The organism is Amycolatopsis sp. NPDC058986, assembly GCF_042741125.1.
Lineage (GTDB): Bacteria > Actinomycetota > Actinomycetes > Mycobacteriales > Pseudonocardiaceae > Amycolatopsis.
This window is the reverse complement of record NZ_JBHYJW010000067.1, coordinates 16,784-38,133: the sequence shown is the minus strand read 5'-3', so window position 1 is coordinate 38,133 and position 21,350 is coordinate 16,784. Positions and strand designations below refer to the sequence as shown.

At 69.4% G+C, this 21,350-nt stretch carries 18 protein-coding genes; 8 read left to right on the top strand and 10 right to left on the bottom strand.

Annotation, left to right across the window (positions count from 1 at the left end; all coding sequences use genetic code 11):
• Window position 1: 1 nt before the first annotated feature.
• The 4 genes from ACFW0G_RS38510 to ACFW0G_RS38495 all read right to left on the bottom strand — a co-directional run bounded on the left by ACFW0G_RS38510 (window position 2) and on the right by ACFW0G_RS38495 (window position 4,234).
• Window positions 2-721 (bottom strand): response regulator transcription factor, encoded by a 720-nt coding sequence (locus ACFW0G_RS38510; RefSeq protein ID WP_378330448.1) that lies wholly within the window; start codon window positions 719-721, stop codon window positions 2-4.
• 377 nt (window positions 722-1,098) lie between these two features.
• On the bottom strand, window positions 1,099-1,908 hold the full coding sequence (locus ACFW0G_RS38505; protein ID WP_378330447.1) for a sugar phosphate isomerase/epimerase family protein: 810 nt from the start codon (window positions 1,906-1,908) through the stop codon (window positions 1,099-1,101).
• Window positions 1,909-1,913: 5 nt separating this feature from the next.
• A complete protein-coding gene (locus ACFW0G_RS38500) occupies window positions 1,914-3,074 on the bottom strand; it encodes a DUF993 family protein (protein ID WP_378330446.1) in 1,161 nt (386 codons plus the stop codon).
• 119 nt (window positions 3,075-3,193) lie between these two features.
• Window positions 3,194-4,234 carry a LacI family DNA-binding transcriptional regulator gene (locus ACFW0G_RS38495; protein WP_378330445.1) on the bottom strand — a complete coding sequence of 347 codons (1,041 nt, stop codon included), beginning with the start codon at window positions 4,232-4,234 and terminating at the stop codon, window positions 3,194-3,196.
• On the opposite strand from ACFW0G_RS38495, the gene pip reads away from it, so the two are divergent.
• The 4 genes from pip to lpdA all read left to right on the top strand — a co-directional run bounded on the left by pip (window position 4,233) and on the right by lpdA (window position 8,100).
• Entirely contained in the window at window positions 4,233-5,354 is a 1,122-nt protein-coding gene (gene pip, locus ACFW0G_RS38490; RefSeq protein WP_378330444.1) for a prolyl aminopeptidase, read from the top strand. The two genes, ACFW0G_RS38495 and pip, sit on opposite strands and share 2 nt — an antisense overlap.
• Before the next feature lie 3 nt (window positions 5,355-5,357).
• Window positions 5,358-5,762 carry a nitroreductase family deazaflavin-dependent oxidoreductase gene (locus ACFW0G_RS38485; RefSeq protein WP_378330443.1) on the top strand — a complete coding sequence of 135 codons (405 nt, stop codon included), beginning with the start codon at window positions 5,358-5,360 and terminating at the stop codon, window positions 5,760-5,762.
• Between the two features lie 87 nt (window positions 5,763-5,849).
• Window positions 5,850-6,650, top strand: coding sequence for a lysophospholipid acyltransferase family protein (locus tag ACFW0G_RS38480; RefSeq protein WP_378330442.1), 801 nt, complete (start codon window positions 5,850-5,852; stop codon window positions 6,648-6,650).
• A gap of 64 nt (window positions 6,651-6,714) precedes the next feature.
• Window positions 6,715-8,100, top strand: a complete 1,386-nt coding sequence (lpdA, locus tag ACFW0G_RS38475; protein ID WP_378330441.1) for a dihydrolipoyl dehydrogenase — start codon at window positions 6,715-6,717, stop codon at window positions 8,098-8,100.
• A 72-nt stretch (window positions 8,101-8,172) separates the two neighbouring features.
• Here the strand turns inward: lpdA and ACFW0G_RS38470 are convergent, their stop codons facing one another.
• A complete protein-coding gene (locus ACFW0G_RS38470) occupies window positions 8,173-8,703 on the bottom strand; it encodes a GNAT family N-acetyltransferase (RefSeq protein WP_378330440.1) in 531 nt (176 codons plus the stop codon).
• 86 nt (window positions 8,704-8,789) lie between these two features.
• On the bottom strand, window positions 8,790-10,061 hold the full coding sequence (locus ACFW0G_RS38465) for a DUF222 domain-containing protein (RefSeq protein ID WP_378330439.1): 1,272 nt from the start codon (window positions 10,059-10,061) through the stop codon (window positions 8,790-8,792).
• A gap of 233 nt (window positions 10,062-10,294) precedes the next feature.
• Between ACFW0G_RS38465 and ACFW0G_RS38460 the strand changes: the two genes are divergently transcribed.
• Window positions 10,295-11,209 (top strand): NADP-dependent oxidoreductase, encoded by a 915-nt coding sequence (locus ACFW0G_RS38460; protein WP_378330438.1) that lies wholly within the window; start codon window positions 10,295-10,297, stop codon window positions 11,207-11,209.
• Here the strand turns inward: ACFW0G_RS38460 and ACFW0G_RS38455 are convergent.
• The 4 genes from ACFW0G_RS38455 to pstC are packed head-to-tail and all read right to left on the bottom strand — an operon-like array spanning window position 11,193 to window position 15,761.
• Complete coding sequence (locus tag ACFW0G_RS38455; protein WP_378330437.1) at window positions 11,193-12,773, bottom strand: substrate-binding domain-containing protein; 1,581 nt, start codon at window positions 12,771-12,773, stop codon at window positions 11,193-11,195. The two genes, ACFW0G_RS38460 and ACFW0G_RS38455, sit on opposite strands and share 17 nt — an antisense overlap.
• Window positions 12,770-13,600, bottom strand: coding sequence for a phosphate ABC transporter ATP-binding protein (locus ACFW0G_RS38450; RefSeq protein WP_378330459.1), 831 nt, complete (start codon window positions 13,598-13,600; stop codon window positions 12,770-12,772). The genes ACFW0G_RS38455 and ACFW0G_RS38450 overlap by 4 nt, the downstream gene beginning before the upstream one ends.
• 29 nt (window positions 13,601-13,629) lie before the next feature.
• Window positions 13,630-14,790: a phosphate ABC transporter permease PstA gene (pstA, locus tag ACFW0G_RS38445; RefSeq protein ID WP_378330436.1), complete on the bottom strand. Its 1,161-nt coding sequence runs from the start codon at window positions 14,788-14,790 to the stop codon at window positions 13,630-13,632.
• Complete coding sequence (gene pstC / locus ACFW0G_RS38440) at window positions 14,787-15,761, bottom strand: phosphate ABC transporter permease subunit PstC (RefSeq protein WP_378330435.1); 975 nt, start codon at window positions 15,759-15,761, stop codon at window positions 14,787-14,789. The genes pstA and pstC overlap by 4 nt, the downstream gene beginning before the upstream one ends.
• A gap of 258 nt (window positions 15,762-16,019) precedes the next feature.
• On the opposite strand from pstC, the gene ACFW0G_RS38435 reads away from it, so the two are divergent.
• From ACFW0G_RS38435 to ACFW0G_RS38425, 3 genes are all read left to right on the top strand, one after another.
• On the top strand, window positions 16,020-18,338 hold the full coding sequence (locus ACFW0G_RS38435; protein ID WP_378330434.1) for a hypothetical protein: 2,319 nt from the start codon (window positions 16,020-16,022) through the stop codon (window positions 18,336-18,338).
• On the top strand, window positions 18,335-19,222 hold the full coding sequence (locus ACFW0G_RS38430; protein ID WP_378330433.1) for a sortase: 888 nt from the start codon (window positions 18,335-18,337) through the stop codon (window positions 19,220-19,222). The genes ACFW0G_RS38435 and ACFW0G_RS38430 overlap by 4 nt, the downstream gene beginning before the upstream one ends.
• 204 nt (window positions 19,223-19,426) lie before the next feature.
• Window positions 19,427-21,331: a S8 family serine peptidase gene (locus tag ACFW0G_RS38425; protein WP_378330432.1), complete on the top strand. Its 1,905-nt coding sequence runs from the start codon at window positions 19,427-19,429 to the stop codon at window positions 21,329-21,331.
• Window positions 21,332-21,350 lie beyond the last annotated feature (19 nt).

The window sequence follows — 21,350 nt, the reverse complement described above, 5'->3', positions numbered from 1 at the left end:
GTTACCCGTCCGCGGCGCCGGAGTCCGCCGGATCCTCCAGCCGGTAGCCGTGCCCGCGCAGGGTGGCGATCCGGGGGATGAGGGCGGAGGCGACGCCGGTCGCGGCGAGTTTGCGGCGCAACGCGGCGATGTGCACGTCGAGCGTCTTGGTGGAGCCGTACCAGTGCGCGTCCCAGACCTCGGCCATCAGCGTTTCCCTGCTGACCGCCACGCCCGGCTGCTCGGCGAGCCGGGCGAGCAGGTCGAACTCCTTGGCCCGCAGCACGAGTTCCTCGCCTGCCAGGCTGACCCGGCGGCTGGCGGTGTCCACGAGCAGTTCGCCGACGGTGATCGGTGCCTTCTGCTGCTGCGGCACGGCGGTGCCCCGGCGCAGATGCGCCCGCAGCCGCGCCAGCAGTTCCCCGAGCCGGATGGGTTTGGTGAGGTAGTCGTCCGCCCCGGCGTCCAGCCCGACGACGACGTCCATCTCGTCCTGACGGGCAGTGAGGATGACCAGCACCGCCGAGGGCAGGCACGCCCGGATCCGGCGGCAGGCCTCGACACCGTCGAGGTCGGGGAGCCCGAGATCGAGCAGGACCAGGTCGATGTCACCCGCTTCGGCGACCTTGAGCGCGCTGCGGCCGTCCCGCCGCCAATGCACCTGGTAACCGTGTAGTCGCAGGGTCGACTCGAGCACGCTGCCGATGGCCGCGTCGTCTTCCACCACCAGCAGGTTCGGCATGTTCGGCACTGTAACCAACGAAGGATGTCTCGCACTATGTGGGAATCGGCTAGGTGCAGGGTGCGCGTCCGTGATCTTCACCGGCCCGGTTTTCCTCCGTGTTTCCGCTTCGTTCGCTCCGTCCGGCACCGCCGTGGTGGGTGCCGGACGCCCACCGCCACACGGGCGGCGCCGCCGGTACCGGACGCCGGTTGCGAACAATGTCACACCGGCGTTCGCCGGGCCGTCCGGTGACCGCGGGTGCACAGCCAACCCGATAGTGCCGAGGTGGGCAAGTGTGCCGGATGCGCGTGTCAGGGGACATGGTTTTCCCGCACTCTGCTTCTTCGGGCGACATGTTTCCTTGGGCGGCGTGCTTCTTCGGGCGACGCGCTTCTTCAGGCGACATGGTCGCGGTAGGCGGTGACGACGTCGGCGAGGACGTCGGCGCCGGGTCGCCGCCACAGCTCGGCGTTGAACACCTCGACCTCGATCGGGCCGGTGTAGCCCGCCGCGTCCACGCAGGAACGCAGCCTGCGGTGCGGGATCGGCCCGTCGCCGGGCAGGGCGCGGCCGAGCAGGGTGTCGGTCAACGGGACAAGCTGGTCGCACACGTGGAACCCGGCGATGCGGCCCGCCGCCGCGGCGATCGACTCCTCGATCCGCGGGTCCCACCAGACATGGAACTCGTCGACGATCACGCCCACCTGCTCATGCGGATGCTCGCGCGCGATCGCCAGCGCCTGGTCCACAGTGGACAGTACGGACCGTTCCGCGCACTGCATCGGGTGCAGCGGTTCCAGCCCCAGCCGGATACCACGCTCCCCGGCATAGGGAGCCAGTTCGCCCACCGCGTCGGCGACCCGCTGCCGCGACGCCGCGAGCCCGTCGGCGCCGATCCCGCCGACCACCAGCACGAGCACGTCCGCCCCGAGCAACGCGGCTTCGTCGATCGCCTCCCGGGTCCGTGCCAGCCCGTCCACTTCGGACCCATCGGGCTCGATGCCGGTGAAAAACCCACCACGGCACAGGGAGGACACCCGGACGCCGTAGTCCTTGAGCAGCCGGGCCGTCCGGCAGGCGCCGACTTCGGCGACCTTGTCCCGCCACAGGCCGATCCAGCCCACCCCGGCCGCGGCGCAGCCCGCCACTGCCTCCGGCAGGCTCCAGCTCTTGGTGGTGATCTGGTTGAGACTCAGCCGGTCCATCCCGTTCACCACAGACCCGAGGCGGCGAGCAGTGGGCGCATCCTGGCCATCGCGAGATCGGGATCGGTCAGCACTCCGGCGGCGTCCGCCAGCCGGAGCAGCTGCGCCAGGTGGGTGATCGACCGCGCGGACTCGTGGCCGCCGACCATCCGGAAATGCCGCTGGTGCCCGTTCAGGTAGGCGAGGAACACGACGCCGGTCTTGTAGTGGCGGGTCGGGGCCCGGAAGATCTCGCGGGCCAGCGCGACGGTCGGGTCGAGAAGCGCGTGGAACCCCGCGGTGTCCCCGGCATCCAGCCGGGCGAGCGCGGCGCCCGCCACCGGGGCGATCGGGTCGAAGATCCCCAGCAGCGCCTCGCTGTGTCTCTTCTCGCCGGGCCCGCCCGTGTCGCCGGCGATCAGCGCCGGGTAGTGGAAGTCGTCGCCGGTGTAGCAGGCGACGTCGTCGGGGAGCGACCGCCGGAACTCGATTTCGAGGTCGGCGTCCAGCACGGAGACCTTGACGCCGGCGACCACGTCACGATGCTCGGCGCACAGCGCGGCGAGTTCGCGGGCGCAGGCCCTCAAGTCGTCATGGCCCCAATAACCGGACAGTGCGGGGTCGAACTGGGCGCCGAGCCAGTGCAGCAGCACCGGGCCGGGCGCCGAGGAGAGCAGCTTGCCGTAGGCCGCGTGATAGTCGCCGGGGCCGTCCGCGGCCGCGGCGAGCGCCCGGCTGGCCATCACCACCGGCACGGCGCCCGCGGCGACGACCAGGTCGAGCTGCTCCCGCCAGGCGTCCACCACGGCCGGAAGCCCGGCGGGGCCGGGCGGGAGCTGATCGGTGCCGGCACCGGCCACCCAGGCCCGCCCGGCCGCGACGTCCCCGGTCCGGCGCACGAGTTCGCGGGTGGCCGCCCAGTCCAGGCCCATCCCGCGCTGGGCGGTGTCCATCGCCTCGGCGACCCCGAGCCCGCATGACCAGAGGTACTCGCGGAAAGCGAGCGTGGCGTCCCAATCGAGTGCCGGTCCGGGGTGATTGTCCGGTTTCAGTGGATCTGTGACAATGTGCGCGGCCGCATAGGCGATTCGCGCGGATGGCGGTGTCGTTGGCGGTTTCGGCGGAGTTCGCCCGGAAGGTGACCACTTCGCCGTCCCGGCATCGGTGGGCAGCTCGAACGCGGACATTCCGGTGGCCTCCGTCGATGTATGAAAAATCAACAGTTCCGTGGGCGAGAAGTCGATTGTTGAAAGCGCTTTCTCAGTCACGGTAGGGCCGTTGCCGCAAAGCGACAAGGCCCTCCCGCTCAGCGGCGCGGCCGCCCGGTGCTCTCCCGGAGCATGACCTGACCCGACATTCGCACCACCCGGGGCCTGCCGCCGGAGGAACCCTTCAGTGCCAGATCCATGGCGCGTTCACCCAATTGCTCCAGAGGAAGCGCTACCGTACTGAGCTTCGGAGTGAGGTCGCGGACGACCGGGATGTCGTTGAAACCGGCGACGGAAATGTCGTCCGGCGCCGACAGCCCGGCCTCGCGAAGCGCTGTCAGCGCGCCCATCGCCATGATGTCGGTGACCGCGAACACGCAGGTCGGCAGCTTCCGCTTCGAGCGGGCCAGCACCGTCCGCATGGCCTCGTACCCACCCTCCCTGGTGAAAGCGCCGTCAACCACGTCCTCCTCGCGCAGCGTGACGCCGAGTTCGGCCAGCGCGGTGGAAAAACCGCTCAGCCGGTCGAGCACGGTGGTCAGCTGCCGGGGGCCGGAAAGTACCGCGAAACGCCGATGTCCCATGCCGAACAAGGACTTCGCGAGTTCGGCCGCGCCACCGCGGTTGTCCGGCTGCACGGAGTCGATCTTGAGCCCGCGGTGTCTGCTGACGGCCGCGACCTGCCCGCCACCACGACGGTACGGCTCCAGTTCCGCCGCCATGGCACGTTCCCAGGCACGGTCCTCGAAAGCCGAACCGATCAACACGATCGCCGAGGCGCGCTGGGCCCGAAGCATCGACACGTAGGCAACCTCCCGGTCCGGGTCACGGAACGTTCCGGCCAGCATGACCAGCAGTCCGTTGTCGGTGGCGACCCGCATCACGCCGCCGGCGATGGCGGAGAAATACGGATCGCTGACGTCGTGGCAGATCACGCCGACCGTGCGATGGGAGCCGCCCGCCAGCGCTTGCGCGTGAGCGTTGGGAGCGTATGCCAGCTCGGCCGCCGCCGAAACCACGCGATCGCGCAGGTCTGTGCGCACCGACGCGGTGCCGTTCAGAACTCGGGACGCGGTCGCGAGGGAAACATTCGCGCTGCGTGCCACGTCCTCGAGAGTGACGTGCGGCCGGGACTTCATGGGCTTCCTCCAAGGTTTTGGTTCTCGGGTCAGGGTTTCTGGAGCTGCGGTTTCTCGGGCGATGTTCTCGGGCCTGGTGTTCTCGGGCATAGTGGCGCACATGATCGGTCTGTATCCGGAAATCGAACCCTACGATCGCGGGATGCTGCCGGTGGGTGATGGCAATGCAATCTACTGGGAGGAGTGCGGGAACCCGCAAGGGAAGCCGGTTGTGTTCCTGCACGGCGGACCCGGTAGTGGAGCGACGCCGCGCCACCGACGGCTTTTCGACCCCGCACGATATCGGATCGTCGTGTTCGATCAGCGTGGTTGCGGACGCAGTACTCCGCATTGCGGTAGTCCCGGCGTCGATCTCGCGGTAAACACCACCTGGCATCTGGTCGCCGATATCGAGCGGTTGCGTGGGGCACGGGGAATAGAACGGTGGCTGGTGTTCGGGGGTTCCTGGGGAAGCGTACTCGCTCTGGCGTATGCCGAAACTTACCCCGAACGAGTGACGGAACTGGTCCTGCGGGGTGTAGCGACGTTACGCCCCAAGGAACTCCAATGGCTTTACGGCGGTGGCGCGGGATACCTGTTTCCCGAGGCGTGGTCCCGCTTTCTCGAACCCGTCCCGCAGTCGCGGCGGGGCGAGGACCTGATCGAGGTCTACTACGAACTGCTGAACCACTCCGACCCGGACGTCCATCTGCCGGCCGCGATCGCGTGGAGCAGATGGGAGGGCGAGACCGTGAAGTTCGCGCCCCGCGCCGACGTCGTCGCCGCGTTCACCGATCCCCGCTTCGCGCTGGCGATCGCCCGGATCGAGAACCACTATTTCCGCAACGGCGGGTGGTTCGCCGAAGACCAACTGATCCGCGACGCCGGGAAGCTCGCCGGGATCCCGTGCGTTCTGGTCCAGGGACGCTACGACGTGGTCACCCCCGCCACCACCGCGTGGGAGCTCGCCCAGGTGCTGCCCGGTGCCGAGCTGATCATGATCGGGGATGCCGGGCACGCCTTCGACGAGCCGGGCACGCTCCGGGAGCTGGTCAGCGCGACCGACCGATTCGCGGCAGGCTGGGCAGGGGAGGACCCGGCCGGAGCGTCGGGAACGACCGATGAACGCGAAAGGAACTGATTCATGCTTTTCGGTGACGAGCACGTCCGCCGCTACGAGGAGACCGACGGCGAGGTCGGGCACGACTGGGAGAAGGGCGCGCCGATCCTGGTGCTGACCACCAAGGGCCGCAAGACCGGCGAGGACCGCAAGTTCGCGCTGATCTACCAGGAGGTCGACGGGAACCACGTGATCGTCGCTTCGAAGGGCGGCGCGCCGAACCACCCGGGCTGGTACCTCAACCTGATCGCCGACCCGGAGGTGAAGGTCCAGGTGAAGGCGGACCGCTTCACCGCGCGGGCGCGCACCGCCGAGGGCGAGGAGCGGGCCAAGCTCTGGGAGAAGCTGGCCGCGGTGTGGCCGGACTACAACGAGTACCAGAAGAAGACCGACCGGGAGATCCCCGTGGTGGTGCTCGAGCGCGTGTGATCCGGCGCGGGGTGCGGCGGCACCCGGTGTGATCTCCGCCGCGATCGGCGACCGGACGGGGCCGTGCGGGGTGGTCGTCGGCTACGAATGACCACCATGGCCCTGCCGTACCGGACACGCGATCGCTGGACTCCGCTGGACACCGGCACCGAGCCGCTCACCCGGCGTCAGATGCTGGCCTTCGGCCGGCGCTTCGCCCGCGCCGGCCGGGGGTTCTGGTACAGCCTCGCGATCGAGGTCGTCTGGCGGTTCCTCGTGCTGTCCAGCCGGTTCCGGGTGCGCGGAGCCGAGCACATCCCGTCGTCCGGCGGCGTGCTCGTGGCGTCCAACCACCTGTCGTTCGCCGATCCCACCACGGTGACCGCTTACTGCCTGGCCGCCGGTCGGGTGCCGCGTTACCTGGCGAAGGCCGATTTGTGGAATGTCCCGGTGGTCGGGGCGGTGATGCGTTCCGGGCGGCACATCCCGGTCCACCGGGGCGCCGCCACGGCGGTCGAGGCGTACCGGGACGCGGTGGCCGCGGTGCGTTCGGGCGAGTGCGTGGTCGTCTTCCCGGAGGCGACGTTCTCGTCGGACCCCGGGGGATGGCCCATGAAGGGCAAAACCGGCATCGCGCGGATCGCTCTGGAAACAGGAGTGCCGGTGATCCCGCTGGCCAACTGGGGCACCCATCACTTGCTGCCCGCGACGGCGCGAGTGCCGCGCGGCGTTCCGCGCAAGACGATCGATCTCCTCGCCGGGCCGCCGGTCGATCTGTCCGATCTCGCGGGGCTGCCGATCACCCGCGAGGTCCTCGACGAGGCCACCGCGCGGATCATGGCCGCCGTGACCGCGTTGCTCGGCGGTGTCCGGGGTGAGGTTCCGCCCGCTGCCCGAACCCGCGGCTGAGCCTGCCACGCCTCGTGCGGAGCGTCACCTGCCGGGTAACCCGGATGGGGGTAGGTTTCGGCTTATGAGTGCACATTTTGATGTCGTGGTGCTGGGCGCCGGCGTCGGGGGCTACGTGGCGGCGATCCGCGCTTCGCAGCTCGGCCTGACCGCCGCGGTGGTGGAGGAGAAATACTGGGGCGGGGTCTGCCTGAACGTCGGATGCATTCCGTCGAAGGCGCTGCTGCGCAACGCCGAGCTGGCGCACATCTTCACGCAGGAAGCCAAGTCCTACGGCATCCAGGCCGAGGGGCAGGTCCGGTTCGACTACACCGCCGCCTACGAGCGGAGCCGGAAGGTCGCGGACGGGCGCGTCAAGGGCGTGCACTTCCTGATGAAGAAGAACAAGATCACCGAGTACGACGGGCACGGCACCTTCGTCGACGCGAACACGATCGAGGTCAACGGCGAGCGGATCACCTTCGGCCACTGCGTGATCGCGACCGGTGCGACGGCGCGGCTGCTGCCGGGGACCTCGCGCAGTGACCGGGTCGTCACCTACGAACAGCAGATCCTGGAGAGCGAGCTGCCTGGCAGCATCGTCATCGCGGGGGCCGGGGCGATCGGCGTCGAGTTCGCCTACGTACTGCACAACTACGGCGTCGACGTGACCATCGTGGAATTCCTGGACCGCATGGTGCCGCTCGAGGACGCCGAGGTGTCGGCCGAACTCGCGCGGCGCTATCGCAAGCTCGGGATCAAGGTGCTGACCTCGACCAAGGTGGAGTCCATCGACGACTCCGCTGCCAAGGTGCGGGTGACGGTGTCGCAGAACGGGCAGCAGCAGGTGCTCGAAGCGGACAAGGTGCTGCAGGCGATCGGTTTCCAGCCGCGCGTCGAGGGCTACGGCCTGGAGAACACCGGTGTCGCGCTGACCGAACGCGGCGCGATCGCCGTGGACGCTCGTGGCCGCACGAACGTGCCGCACATCTTCGCGATCGGTGATGTGACGGCGAAGCTGATGCTCGCGCACGCGTCGGAGTCCATGGGTGTGGTCGCGGCAGAGACCATCGCCGGTGCGGAGACCATGGAACTCGACTTCGTGATGATCCCGCGCGCGACCTACTGCCAGCCGCAGATCGCCAGCTTCGGCTACACCGAAGCGCAGGCGCGGGAGCTCGGCTACGACGTCCAGGTGGCGAAGTTCCCCTTCAGTGCCAACGGAAAGGCACACGGCCTCGGAGACGCTGTCGGGTTCGTGAAGATCCTGAGCGACGCCACCCACGGGGAGCTGCTCGGCGCGCACCTGATCGGCCCGGAGGTCACCGAACTGCTGCCGGAACTGACGTTGGCGCAGCAGTGGGATCTGACGGTGCACGAGGTCGGCCGCAATGTGCACGCGCATCCGACCCTGGGCGAGGCGGTCAAGGAAGCGATCCACGGTCTTGCCGGACACATGATCAACATGTGAGGTGGGCGATGGGCCCGTCCCGGACCGGAGGCCACCGGCTCGGGACGGGTCTTTCGTGTCTATTGTGGACTCCTACTTTGTGGACACTTGCTCGCGGTGGGTCCTCTGATTGTCTCTTTCCCCCGAGCGCGTCAGTTCGAAAACGAGTTCCGGGCGTTCCCAAGTGATCTTCGGCGGTTTCGGCGGGACGGTGCCGACACGACGGGCTCCCCTTCGTTCGTAGAAGGCCAGGGCGGGCGGATGGGCGACGACGCGGACGGTGGCGATGTCGAGGGTTTTGGCGTGCTCGAGCACGTGGGCCACCAGGCGTGCGCCCACACCGAGGCCCTGCGTGTCGTCGGCGACGAAAAGCAGGTCGAGTTCCGGGTTGTCGGTGAGCAGGGCGGCGAAGCCCACGATGCGGTCCGCGGAGGTCGCGACGAAGACCGGATGCGATCGTATGTAAGCAGCCGTGACCGCATAGCCGTCGAGAATCGAGGCGTAGTCGCCGCGATACGCCGACGAGGCGTGCATGAGCGTGGTCAGCGTCTCGGCCTGCTCGGGGACAGCTCTGCTGATGGTGATGCCAGCGCTGGTGGTGCCATTGCTCCGGGTCGTCTCCATGATCGAGACGCTAACGGCGGGGACCGACAATCCCACACGGACGTATCGGCCCTGTCGTCGCTGACTGGCGACCGTGGATGTCCACCTCAGTTTTCGTCGTCCGGTGGTTCCTCCTCACGGGGCTCGTGCAACGGCGGCGGTGCACTGAAGTACAGATGGTCGGCCGGTGTCCTGATGGTCAGAGTTCCGTCGTCGTCCAGCTGGTAGACCCAGCCGGGTTCGTCCTTGAGATGATGGTGATTGCCGCAGTAGGCAGCCAGCGAATCGCTGCTCGTGGGGCCACCGTGCTGCCACGGCACCGCGTGGTCGAGTTCGCCGGCCTGCGCCGGGCGGCAGCAGCCCGGCTGACGGCATTCGCGGTCCCGCACCCGGACGAACTCGTCCAGCGCCGCTGTCGGCCGGTAGCGGGTGCGGCCGAGGTGGAGGACCTGGCCGGTGACCGGATCGGTGAGAATCCGCCGGAGCACCGTGTCCGGACCCGCGACGATACGCCGGGCCACCTCGGCGGGAACAGGTCCGTGCCCGGCGAGTTCGGCCGGATTTTCGTTCAACCGCAGGAAAGTGTTCATGTCGAGGTACAGGAAGACCTCGGCGCGCGGGGGACCGCCGTGGTGGCCGCCGAGCAGGAGGTCGACGGCGACGTCGGCACGCAACTGGTCGAGGGTCCGGGGATCGTCGCGACTCCGCAATGCTCTTGCCGCGCGGTCGATGCGGGCATATGCCGCGGAGGCCTTCTCGACAGGAGCCTTTTCGAGGACCAGATCCGCGATGCCCGCCTCGCGGTGGTGCAGTTTCAGGCGCCGTTCCCGGAGCCTTTGCTCGGCGCGCCGGGCACCTCCCTCGGGATCGGCCTTCAACGCCGCGTAGGCCGCGGCTCGGCGTACCTGCACCGCGTTCTTCCCCGGTAGCCGCGAGGCCAGTACTTCGTCGACCTCGCGTGCCTTTTCGTCGGAGAGCCAGGCAGTGGCCTCGGCTACTTTCCTGGCACGGTACAGATCGAGCTGACCGCGCTCCATGAGTTCCAGGGTGCGCGGCAGCCGCGTGGTGAGCGCCTGCGCGGTCGTTACGACCTTGCCCGCGTATTTTTCCGTGACGCACAAGGCCAACGCCACCTCGGCGTGGGTACTTCGCGGATTTCGTCTTCGTCGCTCGAGCGTGGCCATGCAGCGCACCTGCATTGCCTGCAGGCGCGCCATCTCGCTTTCGGCGCCGCGCAGGACACGGACGACGGCGTGGTCGGGCATCCGGTCGATCTGTTTCGCCGACACACGAAGCGCGCGTTGCGTGCCAAGTATTCCGTGGATCACCTCCTGGGTGTTGCGGTCGATCAGGTCGCTGAGCAGCTCGGTTGCGTTCATGCCGGGGACGGTACAGACAGCCACCGACAAAAAGCGCTCGGTGAGGACGGGGCCCGGACGAGTGCCCAGGTATACGCACAGAAAATGATCCCGACGCCGGCCGGATCGTGGCAGACGGCAGACACGGCGAACGTGGCCGATATGGCCCGCGTCACGGCGGTCGCGGGCTTGACCTCCAGTCAGCTGGAGAGATCACGCTGGGTCGGGACAGCCGATGACCAAGTGGAGGAAACATGAAAGCGGCGGCGTTCACCGAGATCGGTGCTCCGGAGGTACTTCGTCCGATGGAATTGGACGATCCTCACCCCGGGCCCGGTCAGGTCCGGGTGCGGGTCAGGGTCGCCGGGGTCCAGCCCTTCGACGCGGCCGTGCGGGCTGGATGGGAACCGGCAGGGGCCGAACTGCGCTGGCCGCGCGTGGTGGGCAACGAATTCGCCGGCGTCGTCGACGAAGTGGGCGACGGGGTGACCGAAGTCGGCCCGGGAGCGGAAGTCCTGGGCTTCACGGTGCTGGGTGCCTACGCCGAATACGTCGTCGTGCCCGCGGGCAACGTCACCGCGAAGCCCGCCGAAATGCCGTGGGAGGTCGCGGGCGGGTTCACCGCGGGCACCCAGACGGCCACTATCGCGCTCGACAATCTCGGGGTCGGCGAGGGCGACACGGTGCTCGTCCACGCGGCGGCCGGGTCGGTGGGCACGGCCGCGGTCCAGCTCGCCGCGCTGCGCGGGGCCACCGTGCTCGGCACCGCGAGCGCGGTCAACCAGGACTACGTCCGTTCGCTCGGTGCCACGCCGCTCGTCTACGGCGAAGGCCTGATCGACCGGATCCGCGCCGCCGCGCCCGGTGGGGTGGATGCCGTGATCGACGGCGCGGGTGGTGAAGCGCTCGACGTCTCACTCGAACTCGTCGAGAACCGCGACCGCATTCTCACCCTCGTGGAGCACGACAAGGCGGCGGACCTCGGCGTCCGGCTCACCGTCGGGACCCGGTCCGCCGAACGGCTGGCCGACCTCGCCGCGCTCCACGCCAAGGGGGACCTGAAGTTCCACGTGCGTCGCACCTATCCGTACACGGAGGCAGCGCAGGCGCATCGGGAGATCGAAACAGGGCACGGACGGGGAAAGATCGTGCTCACGTTCCCCGCCTGACCCTGTCTTGTCTGATTCTGCCTCGCTTGATTCTCGCGAGTACCCCGCGGATCACCAGCGGCGCCGCGATCGCGGTCAGCAGCACCAGCGCCGCCCAGCCGCCGAATCCGCCGATCCCGCCGTGCTCGTACGCGGCGGGATCGGCCTCGCGCCAGTTCTTCGAGCCACCGTTGGCCAGCTCGGTGTCCGGGTCCGCGGTCGCCGTGGCCGTCCCGGCGTTCGAGGGGCCGGAATCGGCGGTGGCGGTGCCCGAGGCCTTGGCCGTGCCCTTGGTCAACTTGTCGACACCGCCCAGCTTTTCGAACGGGTCCGGCGGACTCGACGCGCCCGCGCCCAGGCTGCCGTGGAACGTCGGGTTCGCGCAGTTGCCCGCGTTCAGCTGCTTCGCGGGTTGACCGGTCAGCCGCGCGTTCGAGTTCATCATCTCCTGCGAGAGGTTCGGCGGCAGCGGGGAGTACCCGATCCGCGCCATGTTGATCTGCCCGTCGCAGGCGATGTGCTCGAGGAACGCGGTGATGGTCGCGGTCTTCCCCGGATCGTCGTAGCCACCGTGACACGTGTCGCGGCCGTTGGTGCACGGCATCATGATGTACGAGTACGCCGAGATGGGGTACGTCTTGGGATCCCGGTTCGCGTACACGCCGTCGAGTTTCTGGCTCAGGTCCGGCCGCAGTTCCGCCTTCGTCAGCGCCGCGGCGATGTTCTCCGCGTACGGCTTGGTGTACTGCCCGCTTTCGTTTTCGACCCACACCGTGGGCGCGCCGAACCGTAGTGCGTAGGCGAATTCGTCATAGCCGATCGAAAACGGGACGTTGCCCTTCGCCACCGCCGTCGCGATCTGCTCCGAATCCCCGAACAGCTTGTACCAGTCGGCGTCGGGACCGGTGGTGGGCAGCTGGATCGGCCGCACTCCCGAGGGGAGGCTGCCCATCCCGTTCCCCGCGTTGCGGGACACGAAGGCCTGGTACGGCCCCGGGGCGGTCTGCGCGACGAAGTCGTAGAACAACGCCGTCGTCCCCGACTGCGCGGTCCGGCCCAGCAAGGTGATCGGCTGGTCCGGCAGGGCCTTCCCGCCATTGGTCGCGGTGATCGCCGGATCGTTCCACCGGGTGATGTCGCGGCTGAAGATCCGGCCGATCGTCTGCCGCGTCAGGTGCAGGTAGTCGACCTGCTTGCCCCCCGCGTCGGTGACGTTGTACATCACCGCCACCGCCCCCGCGACGTCCGGGACGTACTGGTAGCCGCGCTGCTGTGCCGACTGCCCGCCCGCGCCCGCCGCGGTGAGCGAGGTGACCTCGGCTTCGGTCCCGGCGAAGTCGACCGTGCGGTCGCCGTACTGGTTGACGCCGCTGGGTGAGCTGAACGCGCTGTAGTTGACCTGGATCCCGCGGGAACCGGCGCCGTTCTGCCAGTCGTTCATCGCCGGGCCGACATAGCTGGAGCCGGAGCCGGTGAGCGCGACGGCGGCCGACGCGCCGGGGGCCGTGGCGAACTGCGCGCCGAGCAGCAGCGCGAGGACGCCGCCCAGCGCGCTCGGCTTGCGAAGAAGCGGAAAGGTCCTCATCCGAACCGCCCGTTGACGTAGTCGTGGGTCCGTTCGTCCTCGGGGGAGCCGAAGATCCTCTCGGTCGGCCCGTGTTCGACGACTCGTCCCGGTTCGTTCTCCTCGGCGAGGAAGAACGCGCAGTGGTCCGAAACCCGTTGTGCCTGCTGCATGTTGTGCGTGACGATCACGACCGTCACCTCGTGCCCGATCTCGGCGATGGTCTGCTCGATCCGCCGGGTCGATGTCGGGTCGAGCGCCGAACAGGGCTCGTCCATCAACAGCACGTTCGGCCGCACCGCGAGCGACCGCGCGATGCACAACCGCTGTTGCTGGCCACCGGAGAGCGCGCCGCCGGGCGAACCGAGCCGGTCCCGCACCTCGCGCCACAGTCCCGCGCGCTCGAGGCTCTGCTCGACCAGCGCGTCCTTGTCGGAACAGCGCACCCCGGCCAGTTTCAGCCCGGCGAGCACGTTGTCGCGAATGGACATCGCGGGGAACGGGTTCGGCTTCTGGAACACCATCCCGATCCGCAGCCGCACCTGCTGGGCCCGGGTGCCCTCGGCGTAGATGTCCTGGCCGTCCAGCAGCACTTCGCCGGACAGGCTGGCCGAGGGCACCAGCTCGTGCATCCGGTTGAGGATGCGCAGGAACGTCGACTTCCCGCAGCCGGACGGCCCGATCAGCGCGGTCACCTCCCGCGCGGGCATGCGCAGCGACACCCCTTCGAGGACGAGGCGATCCCCGAACCAGGCACCGACCTCGCGGGCTTCGAGCTCCGCCGCGCCCGGTGGCGGGCCGCCGGTCAGTGTCACCTCCCGTGTGCGCGGTAGCTCCACAGTGGACATCTCGGTGGTGGGTGTTGCGACGGTGTCGGTCACCGGTTCTCCCGTGCGGTCTGTGCTGAAGCAGGAGCGGTTTTCGGGACGGCGCGGCGTGCCCGCCGTTTCGACCGGTCACGGCCGACCAGCCGGGCGAGGGCGAACAACGCGAAGATGAGCAGGATCAGCACCAGGGCGCCGACGTAGCCACGTTGCTGGACATTGCTCAGCGGTTGCTTGACGTAGTGATAGACGAAGAGGGGGATGCTCTCCTGCGGGCCGGAGAACGGGTTGGCGTTCATGCTGATCGAGCCGAAGGCTGTGAACAGCAGCGGTGCGGTTTCCCCGGCGACCCGCGCGATACCGAGGATCACCGCGGTGGTCACCCCGGTCCGCGCGGTGGGCAGGACCACCGACCACACCGTCCGCGCACGGCTCGCGCCGAGCGCCAGCGACGCCTCGCGGAGGCCGTCCGGCACGAGCCGGAGGACGACGTCGACGGTGCGGGTCACCGTCGGCAGCATGACCATGGTGAGCGCGAACGTCGCCATCAGCCCGTTGTAGCTGAACAGTCCCACCCCGGCCTGGATGCCGGGGATGATCAGCGCCGCGTACACGAACAGACCGGCCACAATGGACGGTAGCCCGCTCATCGCGTCCACCATGATGCGCACCGGGCGGCGGAACCGGGACCGCGTTTCGTTGAGGAAGATCGCGGTGAGCAACCCGAGCGGGACGACGAACACGAGCGTCAGCGCGGTCTGCTCCAGCGTCCCGACGATCGCGTGCAGCCCGCCGGTGGCCGACACCGGATCGGTCGGCCCGACGGCGGACATGTCGTGCGTGAAGAAACCCCAGCGCAGGTACGGCGCGCCCGCGAAAACGATGTAGCCGAGCAGGAGCAGCAGCGGTATCAGCAACCCCAGCGCACCGGTGACGACGATCGTCGAGACGAGCCGGTCGGCCGCGGCGAGCCTGCCGAGACGGTCCCGCGTGACCACGTACAGCATGCCCAGGTACAGCACATACGCGACGAGCAGATCGGCGAGCCAGCCGGGCGAAGTCAGCAGCAGGTGCATGACGAACCAGGTCAGCAGCGTCGCGGAAACCGCGCAGCCGAGCGCGGCCAGACGGTCGGCCGGAGTCGTCGAGGACGGACGTCGTTTCAGCAGCGGGCGCGGCCGCGTGACCGAGGGCCTCGGCACGGTCATGGTCATGCGTCGACCCCCGCTCCGGACCGGCTGCGCGAGATGATCACCGACGCGGTGAAGTTCGTCGCGAGGGTGAATACGAACAGCACCAGTCCCGCTGCCATCAGCCCGCTCAGTGCCAGCCCCGAGGCACCGGAGTTGTTGGCGATGTACCCCGAAATCGTCGAACCGCCGAACTGGAGGATGTGCGTGCTGATCTCCGGAACCTGCGGCAGCAGCAGGGAAACCGCGATGGTCTCGCCGAGCGCGCGGCCCAGCCCGAGCATCGAGCCGCCGATGATCCCGCCACGGCCGAAGGGCAGCATGACCGTCCGCACCATGCCCCAGCGGGTGCTGCCCAGCGCCAGCGCGGCCTCCTTCTCCCCGGGCGGGGTCTGCGCGAACACCTCGCGGATCACCGACGTCGTGATGGGCAGCACCATCAGGGACACGATCAGCCCGGCGATGAACATCGAGTTGATGAACAGCGCGTTGTCCTTGTGCGCGAACAGCGGGAACCAGCCGAAATTGCCGGTGAGCCACTCCGACACCGGCGCTATCTTCGGCCCGACGAAGCTGAATCCCCACAGGCCGTAGAGCAGGCTGGGAATGGCGGCGAGCAGGTCGACCAGCCCGGTGAGGAATCCGCGCAGCCGCCCGCTGGAGTACTCGGTGATGTACAGCGCGGCGAGCACGCTCAGCGGCACCGCGATGCCGATCGCGATCAGCGCGACGACGACGGTCCCGTAGAGCAGGCCGAGCACGCCGAGTACTCCGCTCGCCGCGTCGAACCGGATCGTGGTGAAGAACCCGAACCCGCTGGTCCCGAACGCCGGGCCCGCGCGGTAGATCAGGAAGAACCCGATGACGACGAGGATCGCCAGCATGGCGAGCCCGGCGCCGGTGGTCACCCGGCGGAACGCGCGGTCGGCCCGGGAGAGGACTTCGGTCACGATCCGCCGCGGTGGCGGATCGGGCCGGGGGAGCGCGACGGTCACGTGCTGCCTTTCCTTGGTACGGGCGGGAATTCGCCGGGCAGGGGGCAGCGCGACACGGCCGGTTCCCCTCGGCCCGGCCAGTATGTGCGGCCGCGCGGCGCCGAAGGTGTCCGCGCGGGAAACGCCCGACGGGGCGCCGGTGAATCACCGCCGCCCGCCCGCTCCGGGCCGTTGACCGGACGCGCCCGGCCGGGGACGTTGGGGCTCGGCAGGTCTCGGACCGGGACGTGCCGCGGTCCCCTGTGCTCGGGAGTGTTCGTGTTCTTCGCCCTCGCAAGACGTATCGGTATCGTGTTCGCCTGTGGTGTCCTGGCGGTGCTGGGCGTGCTGGCCGTTCCGGTGGCAGGCGCCGCGGATCAGCCACGTCCGCCCTACACGCTGAAAACGGAACCGGCCTCACTGGCGGCGGTGCAGGACGGCGACCCGGTGAAGGTCACCCTGTCCGGCCTGCCCGCGGGGGCGACGGCGCGGCTCGTCCTGTGCCCGAGGGAGCTGCGGGACAACCTGCTGAAGCGGGCGGTCGTCAACGGTGTCCCGCAGTGGGTGCCCGAGCACGATCTGGTGGCGCGCGTCCGTGCCTACTGCAACGGACCGTTCGGCGACGAGCTGACCGGCCGCGCGGCGGGCGCGCACCTGATGCCGCGGACGCGGAGCGCGACGACCGGTGAGATCGTGTTCGACACGGCGATGCCACGTGGCGCGGCCACCCCGCATTACGTGACGCTGGACCCGGACTACACCTCGGCCGACAAGAACCCCGTCTTCCCCTGGGCGAACAATCCCGTCGTCTCGACCGACCCCCAGGGCGGGAAGATCCGGCAACGGATCTTCGCGTATTCGTGCGACGAGAACCATCCGTGCATGCTCGCGGTGGAAATCAGCGTCGGCGCGACCACGTGGATCGACGACTCGCTGACGATCACACCCGCCGCGCCCGGCCTCGCGGTGCGGGGCTGCGGAGGCGTCGGGCAGGCCTCCCTCACCGCGAGCATGCCGCAGCGGTTCGGCCGCACCGCCGTGGCGTGGAACCAGCTGCTGTGCGCGCCGACCAAGGCCGAACAGCCGGCGAACATTGTCAGCGAAACCGAGGACACCGGCCTGAAGGCGTTCGACACCGGGGATTCGGACGTCACGGTGACCGGGTCGGGAGGGGTGCTCGCGCCGCAGGCCGTCCGGAGCCGTGAGTACGTCCCGGTCGGGCTGAACGCGGTGGTCGTCGCGGCGGTGGGCTGGGCACCGACGGACAGGAACGATGCCGGCGGATCGCTCAGTTCACGCGTCACCGACACCCTTTCCTTCACCTACGGCGAACTGGCGAACATGCTGACCAAGGGCGGGCAGCAACCGGATGCCTCCGGCCGGGGCGGCATCTTCAAGGACGGCTCGCCGCTCGTGCTCCGCAATCCGGTGCTGGGGAAGATCACCGGCCAGACCGACAGTCCCAACCTCAACGCCTACGCCAGGGCCGGAACCGCGGACGCGAACAGCGGTTTCTTCGGCGTCACCGGCGAAGCGGGCACGGGGACGGTGCCGTTCGCGCTCAGTTCGCTGCTGGCGAGCGGCGGCGCCGGGGACTGGGTGTTCCCGAATCTGGGCGCCGACTACTACGGCGGGCTCAGCGGGAAGTCCCCCGGGGTGATCAGCGAATTCGGTGCCCTGGATCCCGGCAAGTACCAGCAGCACAACATCGACGCCAAGGTGGGGCAGTTCGCGGTGCGCAAGGTCGTGGACGCCGTCACGGTCGGCACCGGGAGCGAATGCACCAACGGCTGTCTCAACTGGGTGATCACGGATCTGGCGACCGCGCGGGCCTACGGCTGGACGCCGGTGGCGCTGCCGGACGGGAAGGGAGGCTACGTCGCCCCCACGAAGCAGAGCCTCCAGGCCGCAGCGGCGACGATGACGCCGGGTGCGGACGGGACTCTGCGGCCCGGGACGGCTTCGGGAGCCGGGGCCTACCCGCTGACCTTCGCCGAATACCTCACGGTTCCGGTCAACCCGCTGATCGACGCGAACTGCCGGCCACAGCAGGCGAAACAGCAACAGCTCAAGACGTTCGCCCAGATGGTGGTGAACGGCGGGCAGAGCGCTCTCGCACCGGGGCTGGCTCCGTTGACCCCGGATCTGGCGGGGACGGCGGCCGACCGGGCGGCGAAGATCGGCACCGGCACTGTCGACGCGGCCTGCAAGGAGAAGGAGGAGGCGAAGAACCCGCCACCACCGGGGGCCGCCGGTCCCGGCTCCGGCGGGACGCCCGCGGTGGCCAACGCTGTCAACGCGGCGACGTCGAGCGGGACGCCGATGGCGGCTCCCGAGAAGACGGCCGCCCCGACCCGCGACAGCGTGCAGGCGGCGAAGAACCTGGCCGACTCGGTGCGGATTCCGACGTTTCTCGGGGCGGGAGTGCTCGGCGCGCTGATTCCCTTGCTGGCCTTGGTGATTCTCGCGGCGCTCCCCTCGGGGACGGCGTATGTGACGGCGGGACGACCCGTTCCGCCGTGGCTCAGCAGGGTGGCCGCGGCGGTCGTGAACGTGGTTTCCGGTCTCGTCGCACGGTTCCGGGGGCAGCGCGGATGAGCACCGAAGCAGACCCGGCCGGCCAGTTCCTCCGGATCACGCCCGGCTGGGTCGCCGCGACGGTGTTCGCCTGGCTGGTCACCACGGTCGTGGCGTTGTCCTTGGTCGTCTACGCGCTCGGGCCGATGCTGCAGGCGAGTGATCAGCGGGACGCGCTGAGCCGGATCCGTACCGAAATGGACCGCGCGTACGGCGCGAGCCAGAGCCTGTTCGGTGCCCAGTCCGCGGCCAAACCGGTCGAATTCGGCGCCCCGGTCGCGGTACTGGAGATCCCGAAACTGAAACTCCAGCAGGTCGTCCTGGAGGGCGTCGCCAGCGGTGAGACCGCGTCCGGTCCGGGGCACGTGCCGGGGACCGCGGGGCTGGGACAGCCGGGGAACGCCGCGATCGTGGGCCGGTACTCGGGCTATGGAGCGCCGTTCGGATCGTTGTCCACACTCGTGAACGGCGACGAGATCGTGGTCGCGACGACTCAGGGCCGGTCGGTCTACCGGGTCACCGAAACCGCCGCGCGGCCACTCGACGAGGCGGCGGACTACGGCAAGACGGACAACGACCGGCTCACCCTCGTGACGTCCTCCTCATGGTGGCCGCTGGCTTCGCGGAACGCGACGGTGGTGACCGCCGTGCTGGAAGGGAAGCCGTTCCGTCCGGTACCGCAGAACGGCAGGGCGGACGCGCAGGACGGCCGGACCGGCGACAGCGGCGCGTGGACCGGTCTGGTGCTGGCGTTCGGCGGATTCGTGGTGGCGGCCGCGGGCGCGACGGTCCTTTATCGGCGATGGCGGCCCGTGTCCACGTATGTGATCACCGGCCCGGTGCTGGTGACGTTGTCCGCGCTGGCCGCGCTCGCGTTGTGGCGGTTGTTCCCGGCCTGGGCGTGAACGGGGCGCGTACCTCTCGTTCCGCCAAGTGGACGCACCGGCGTTCCCGACTTTGGTGGGTGGCACGGCGGCCGGTCGCTCCTTAGATTCTCTTCACTACACCCGGTCAGGGGTCATCCGTTCGAGTTAGTCTCTTTAACGGCCACTTCGGGTGTCACGTCCTCATCAGCGTGCGTCGGGGCGCGCTACGACAGGGAGAAATCCATGGTGAGATTCAACCGGGTCGCCGCATACTCGGTTCCGGTGACGGTCGGCGCGCTCCTGCTGTCCGGCGCCGCGGCGGTCGCGCAGCCCTCGGCCGCCGATACCGCCACCGCACGGACCCAGGCGGGGATCAGCGCGCTGCAGAGCATCAAGAAGTCGCTCACCGCCGCAGAGGCCAAGCAGGCCAGCCAGCTCGTGGTCGAAAAGCGGCTACGCGCCGACAAGGGCCTCGCCGCGAAGCTGCCCGACTACCGCTCCGGCGTCGCCGTGAACGACAAGGGCGCCGTTGCGGTCGACATCTGGGGCAAGGACCAGAAGGTGGCCGACGCGGTGCGGGCCGCGGGCGGCACCGTGCGCTACGCCTCGGGTGGCGCCGTCCGCGCGGACCTGCCGCTGGCCGCGGTCGACGCGATCGCCGGCCGCGCGGACGTCAGCTCGGTCAAGCCCGCCGCGCAGGCGATGACGTGGAAGGAAAACAGCGACACCGCCAGCCCGGCCCGCAGGCAGCTGGCCACCAAGGCGGTCGCCGCGACGCAGGTGTCCGAGGGGGACAAGACGCACGGCGCCGACACGGCCCGCACGAAGTACGGGGTCGACGGCTCCGGCATCAAGGTGTGCGTGCTCTCGGACGGCGTCGACTCGCTGTCGAAGTCGCAGACCGCGGGTGAGCTGCCCACCGTCGATGTCCTGGCGGGCCAGAAGGGCAGCGGCGACGAGGGCACCGCGATGCTCGAGATCGTCCACGACCTCGCGCCGAACGCGACGCTCGGCTTCGCCACCGCGTTCACCAGCGAGCAGAGCTTCGCCGACAACATCCGCGCGCTGCGGAACACCGGCAAGTGCACCGTGATCGTCGACGACGTCTCCTACTTCGACGAGTCGCCGTTCCAGGACGGCCCGGTCGCGCAGGCCGTCAACGACGTGACCGCGGCGGGCGCGCTGTACTTCTCCTCCGCCGGGAACTCGGGCAACCTGACCGACGGCACGAGCGGCTACTACGAGGGCGACTTCCGCGGCGCCTCGACCACCATCCCCGGCATCACCGGTACCCCGCACAACTTCGACCCGAACGGCACGCAGGTCTTCGACGCGCTCTCGGCGGGCTCGCTCGGCAAGCCGGTGACGTTGTTCTGGTCCGACCCGTGGGGCAAGGCGACCAGCGACTACGACCTGTTCATCCTGAACTCCTCCGGCAGTGTCGTCGCCTCCAGCGAGAACCCGCAGAACGGCACGCAGAACCCGTACGAGATCGCCTCGGTGCCGAGCAGCGGCTCCGGCTACAAGGTCGCCGTGGTCAAGTACTCCGGTGAGGACCGGTTCATCGCGCTCAACGTGATCCGCGGCCGGTTCGTCGATTCCGGTTCGCTCAAGGCGTTCAGCACCGCGGGTGTCACCTCGGGGCACTCGGCCGCCAAGGACGCGTTCAGCGTGGCGGCGGCCCCGGCGGCCACCGCGTTCGGCCGCCCGCTCGAACAGGGCGACCCGGCCAACCCGGCGGGCCCGTACCCCGGCCTGTTCACCGCGAGCAGCAAGTGGGAGCGGTTCAGCTCCGACGGTCAGCGGCACCAGTTCTACAACGCCGACGGCACCGCGGTCACCCCGGGCAACGTGTCCTCGACCGGCGGCACCACCCGCGCCAAGCCGGACATCACCGCCGCCGACGGCGTCGCGACGTCCGTGAGCGGGTTCCAGCCGTTCTACGGCACCTCGGCGGCGGCCCCGCACGCGGCGGCCATCGCGGCGCTGCTGCTGTCCGGCAAGCCGACCGCCACCCCGGCGGAGATCCGGACCGCGCTGGAATCCAGCGCGATCGACCTCGGTGCGCCCGGGTTCGACGCGGTCACCGGCAAGGGCGTCATCATGGCGGGCCCGGCGCTGGCCGCGCTCGGCGTCCCGGCGAAGTAACCAGGCAGCGCGAGAACAC

Bases quoted from the DNA above. Each gene is read 5' to 3' on its own strand.
- ACFW0G_RS38510 (WP_378330448.1), bottom strand. From the start codon at position 721: ATGCCGAACCTGCTGGTGGTGGAAGACGACGCGGCCATCGGCAGCGTG.
- ACFW0G_RS38505 (WP_378330447.1), bottom strand. From the start codon at position 1,908: ATGGACCGGCTGAGTCTCAACCAGATCACCACCAAGAGCTGGAGCCTG.
- ACFW0G_RS38500 (WP_378330446.1), bottom strand. From the start codon at position 3,074: ATGTCCGCGTTCGAGCTGCCCACCGATGCCGGGACGGCGAAGTGGTCA.
- pip (WP_378330444.1), top strand. From the start codon at position 4,233: ATGGGCTTCCTCCAAGGTTTTGGTTCTCGGGTCAGGGTTTCTGGAGCT.
- ACFW0G_RS38495 (WP_378330445.1), bottom strand. From the start codon at position 4,234: ATGAAGTCCCGGCCGCACGTCACTCTCGAGGACGTGGCACGCAGCGCG.
- ACFW0G_RS38485 (WP_378330443.1), top strand. From the start codon at position 5,358: ATGCTTTTCGGTGACGAGCACGTCCGCCGCTACGAGGAGACCGACGGC.
- ACFW0G_RS38480 (WP_378330442.1), top strand. From the start codon at position 5,850: ATGACCACCATGGCCCTGCCGTACCGGACACGCGATCGCTGGACTCCG.
- lpdA (WP_378330441.1), top strand. From the start codon at position 6,715: ATGAGTGCACATTTTGATGTCGTGGTGCTGGGCGCCGGCGTCGGGGGC.
- ACFW0G_RS38470 (WP_378330440.1), bottom strand. From the start codon at position 8,703: ATGGAGACGACCCGGAGCAATGGCACCACCAGCGCTGGCATCACCATC.
- ACFW0G_RS38465 (WP_378330439.1), bottom strand. From the start codon at position 10,061: ATGAACGCAACCGAGCTGCTCAGCGACCTGATCGACCGCAACACCCAG.
- ACFW0G_RS38460 (WP_378330438.1), top strand. From the start codon at position 10,295: ATGAAAGCGGCGGCGTTCACCGAGATCGGTGCTCCGGAGGTACTTCGT.
- ACFW0G_RS38455 (WP_378330437.1), bottom strand. From the start codon at position 12,773: ATGAGGACCTTTCCGCTTCTTCGCAAGCCGAGCGCGCTGGGCGGCGTC.
- ACFW0G_RS38450 (WP_378330459.1), bottom strand. From the start codon at position 13,600: ATGTCCACTGTGGAGCTACCGCGCACACGGGAGGTGACACTGACCGGC.
- pstA (WP_378330436.1), bottom strand. From the start codon at position 14,790: ATGACCATGACCGTGCCGAGGCCCTCGGTCACGCGGCCGCGCCCGCTG.
- ACFW0G_RS38430 (WP_378330433.1), top strand. From the start codon at position 18,335: ATGAGCACCGAAGCAGACCCGGCCGGCCAGTTCCTCCGGATCACGCCC.
- ACFW0G_RS38425 (WP_378330432.1), top strand. From the start codon at position 19,427: ATGGTGAGATTCAACCGGGTCGCCGCATACTCGGTTCCGGTGACGGTC.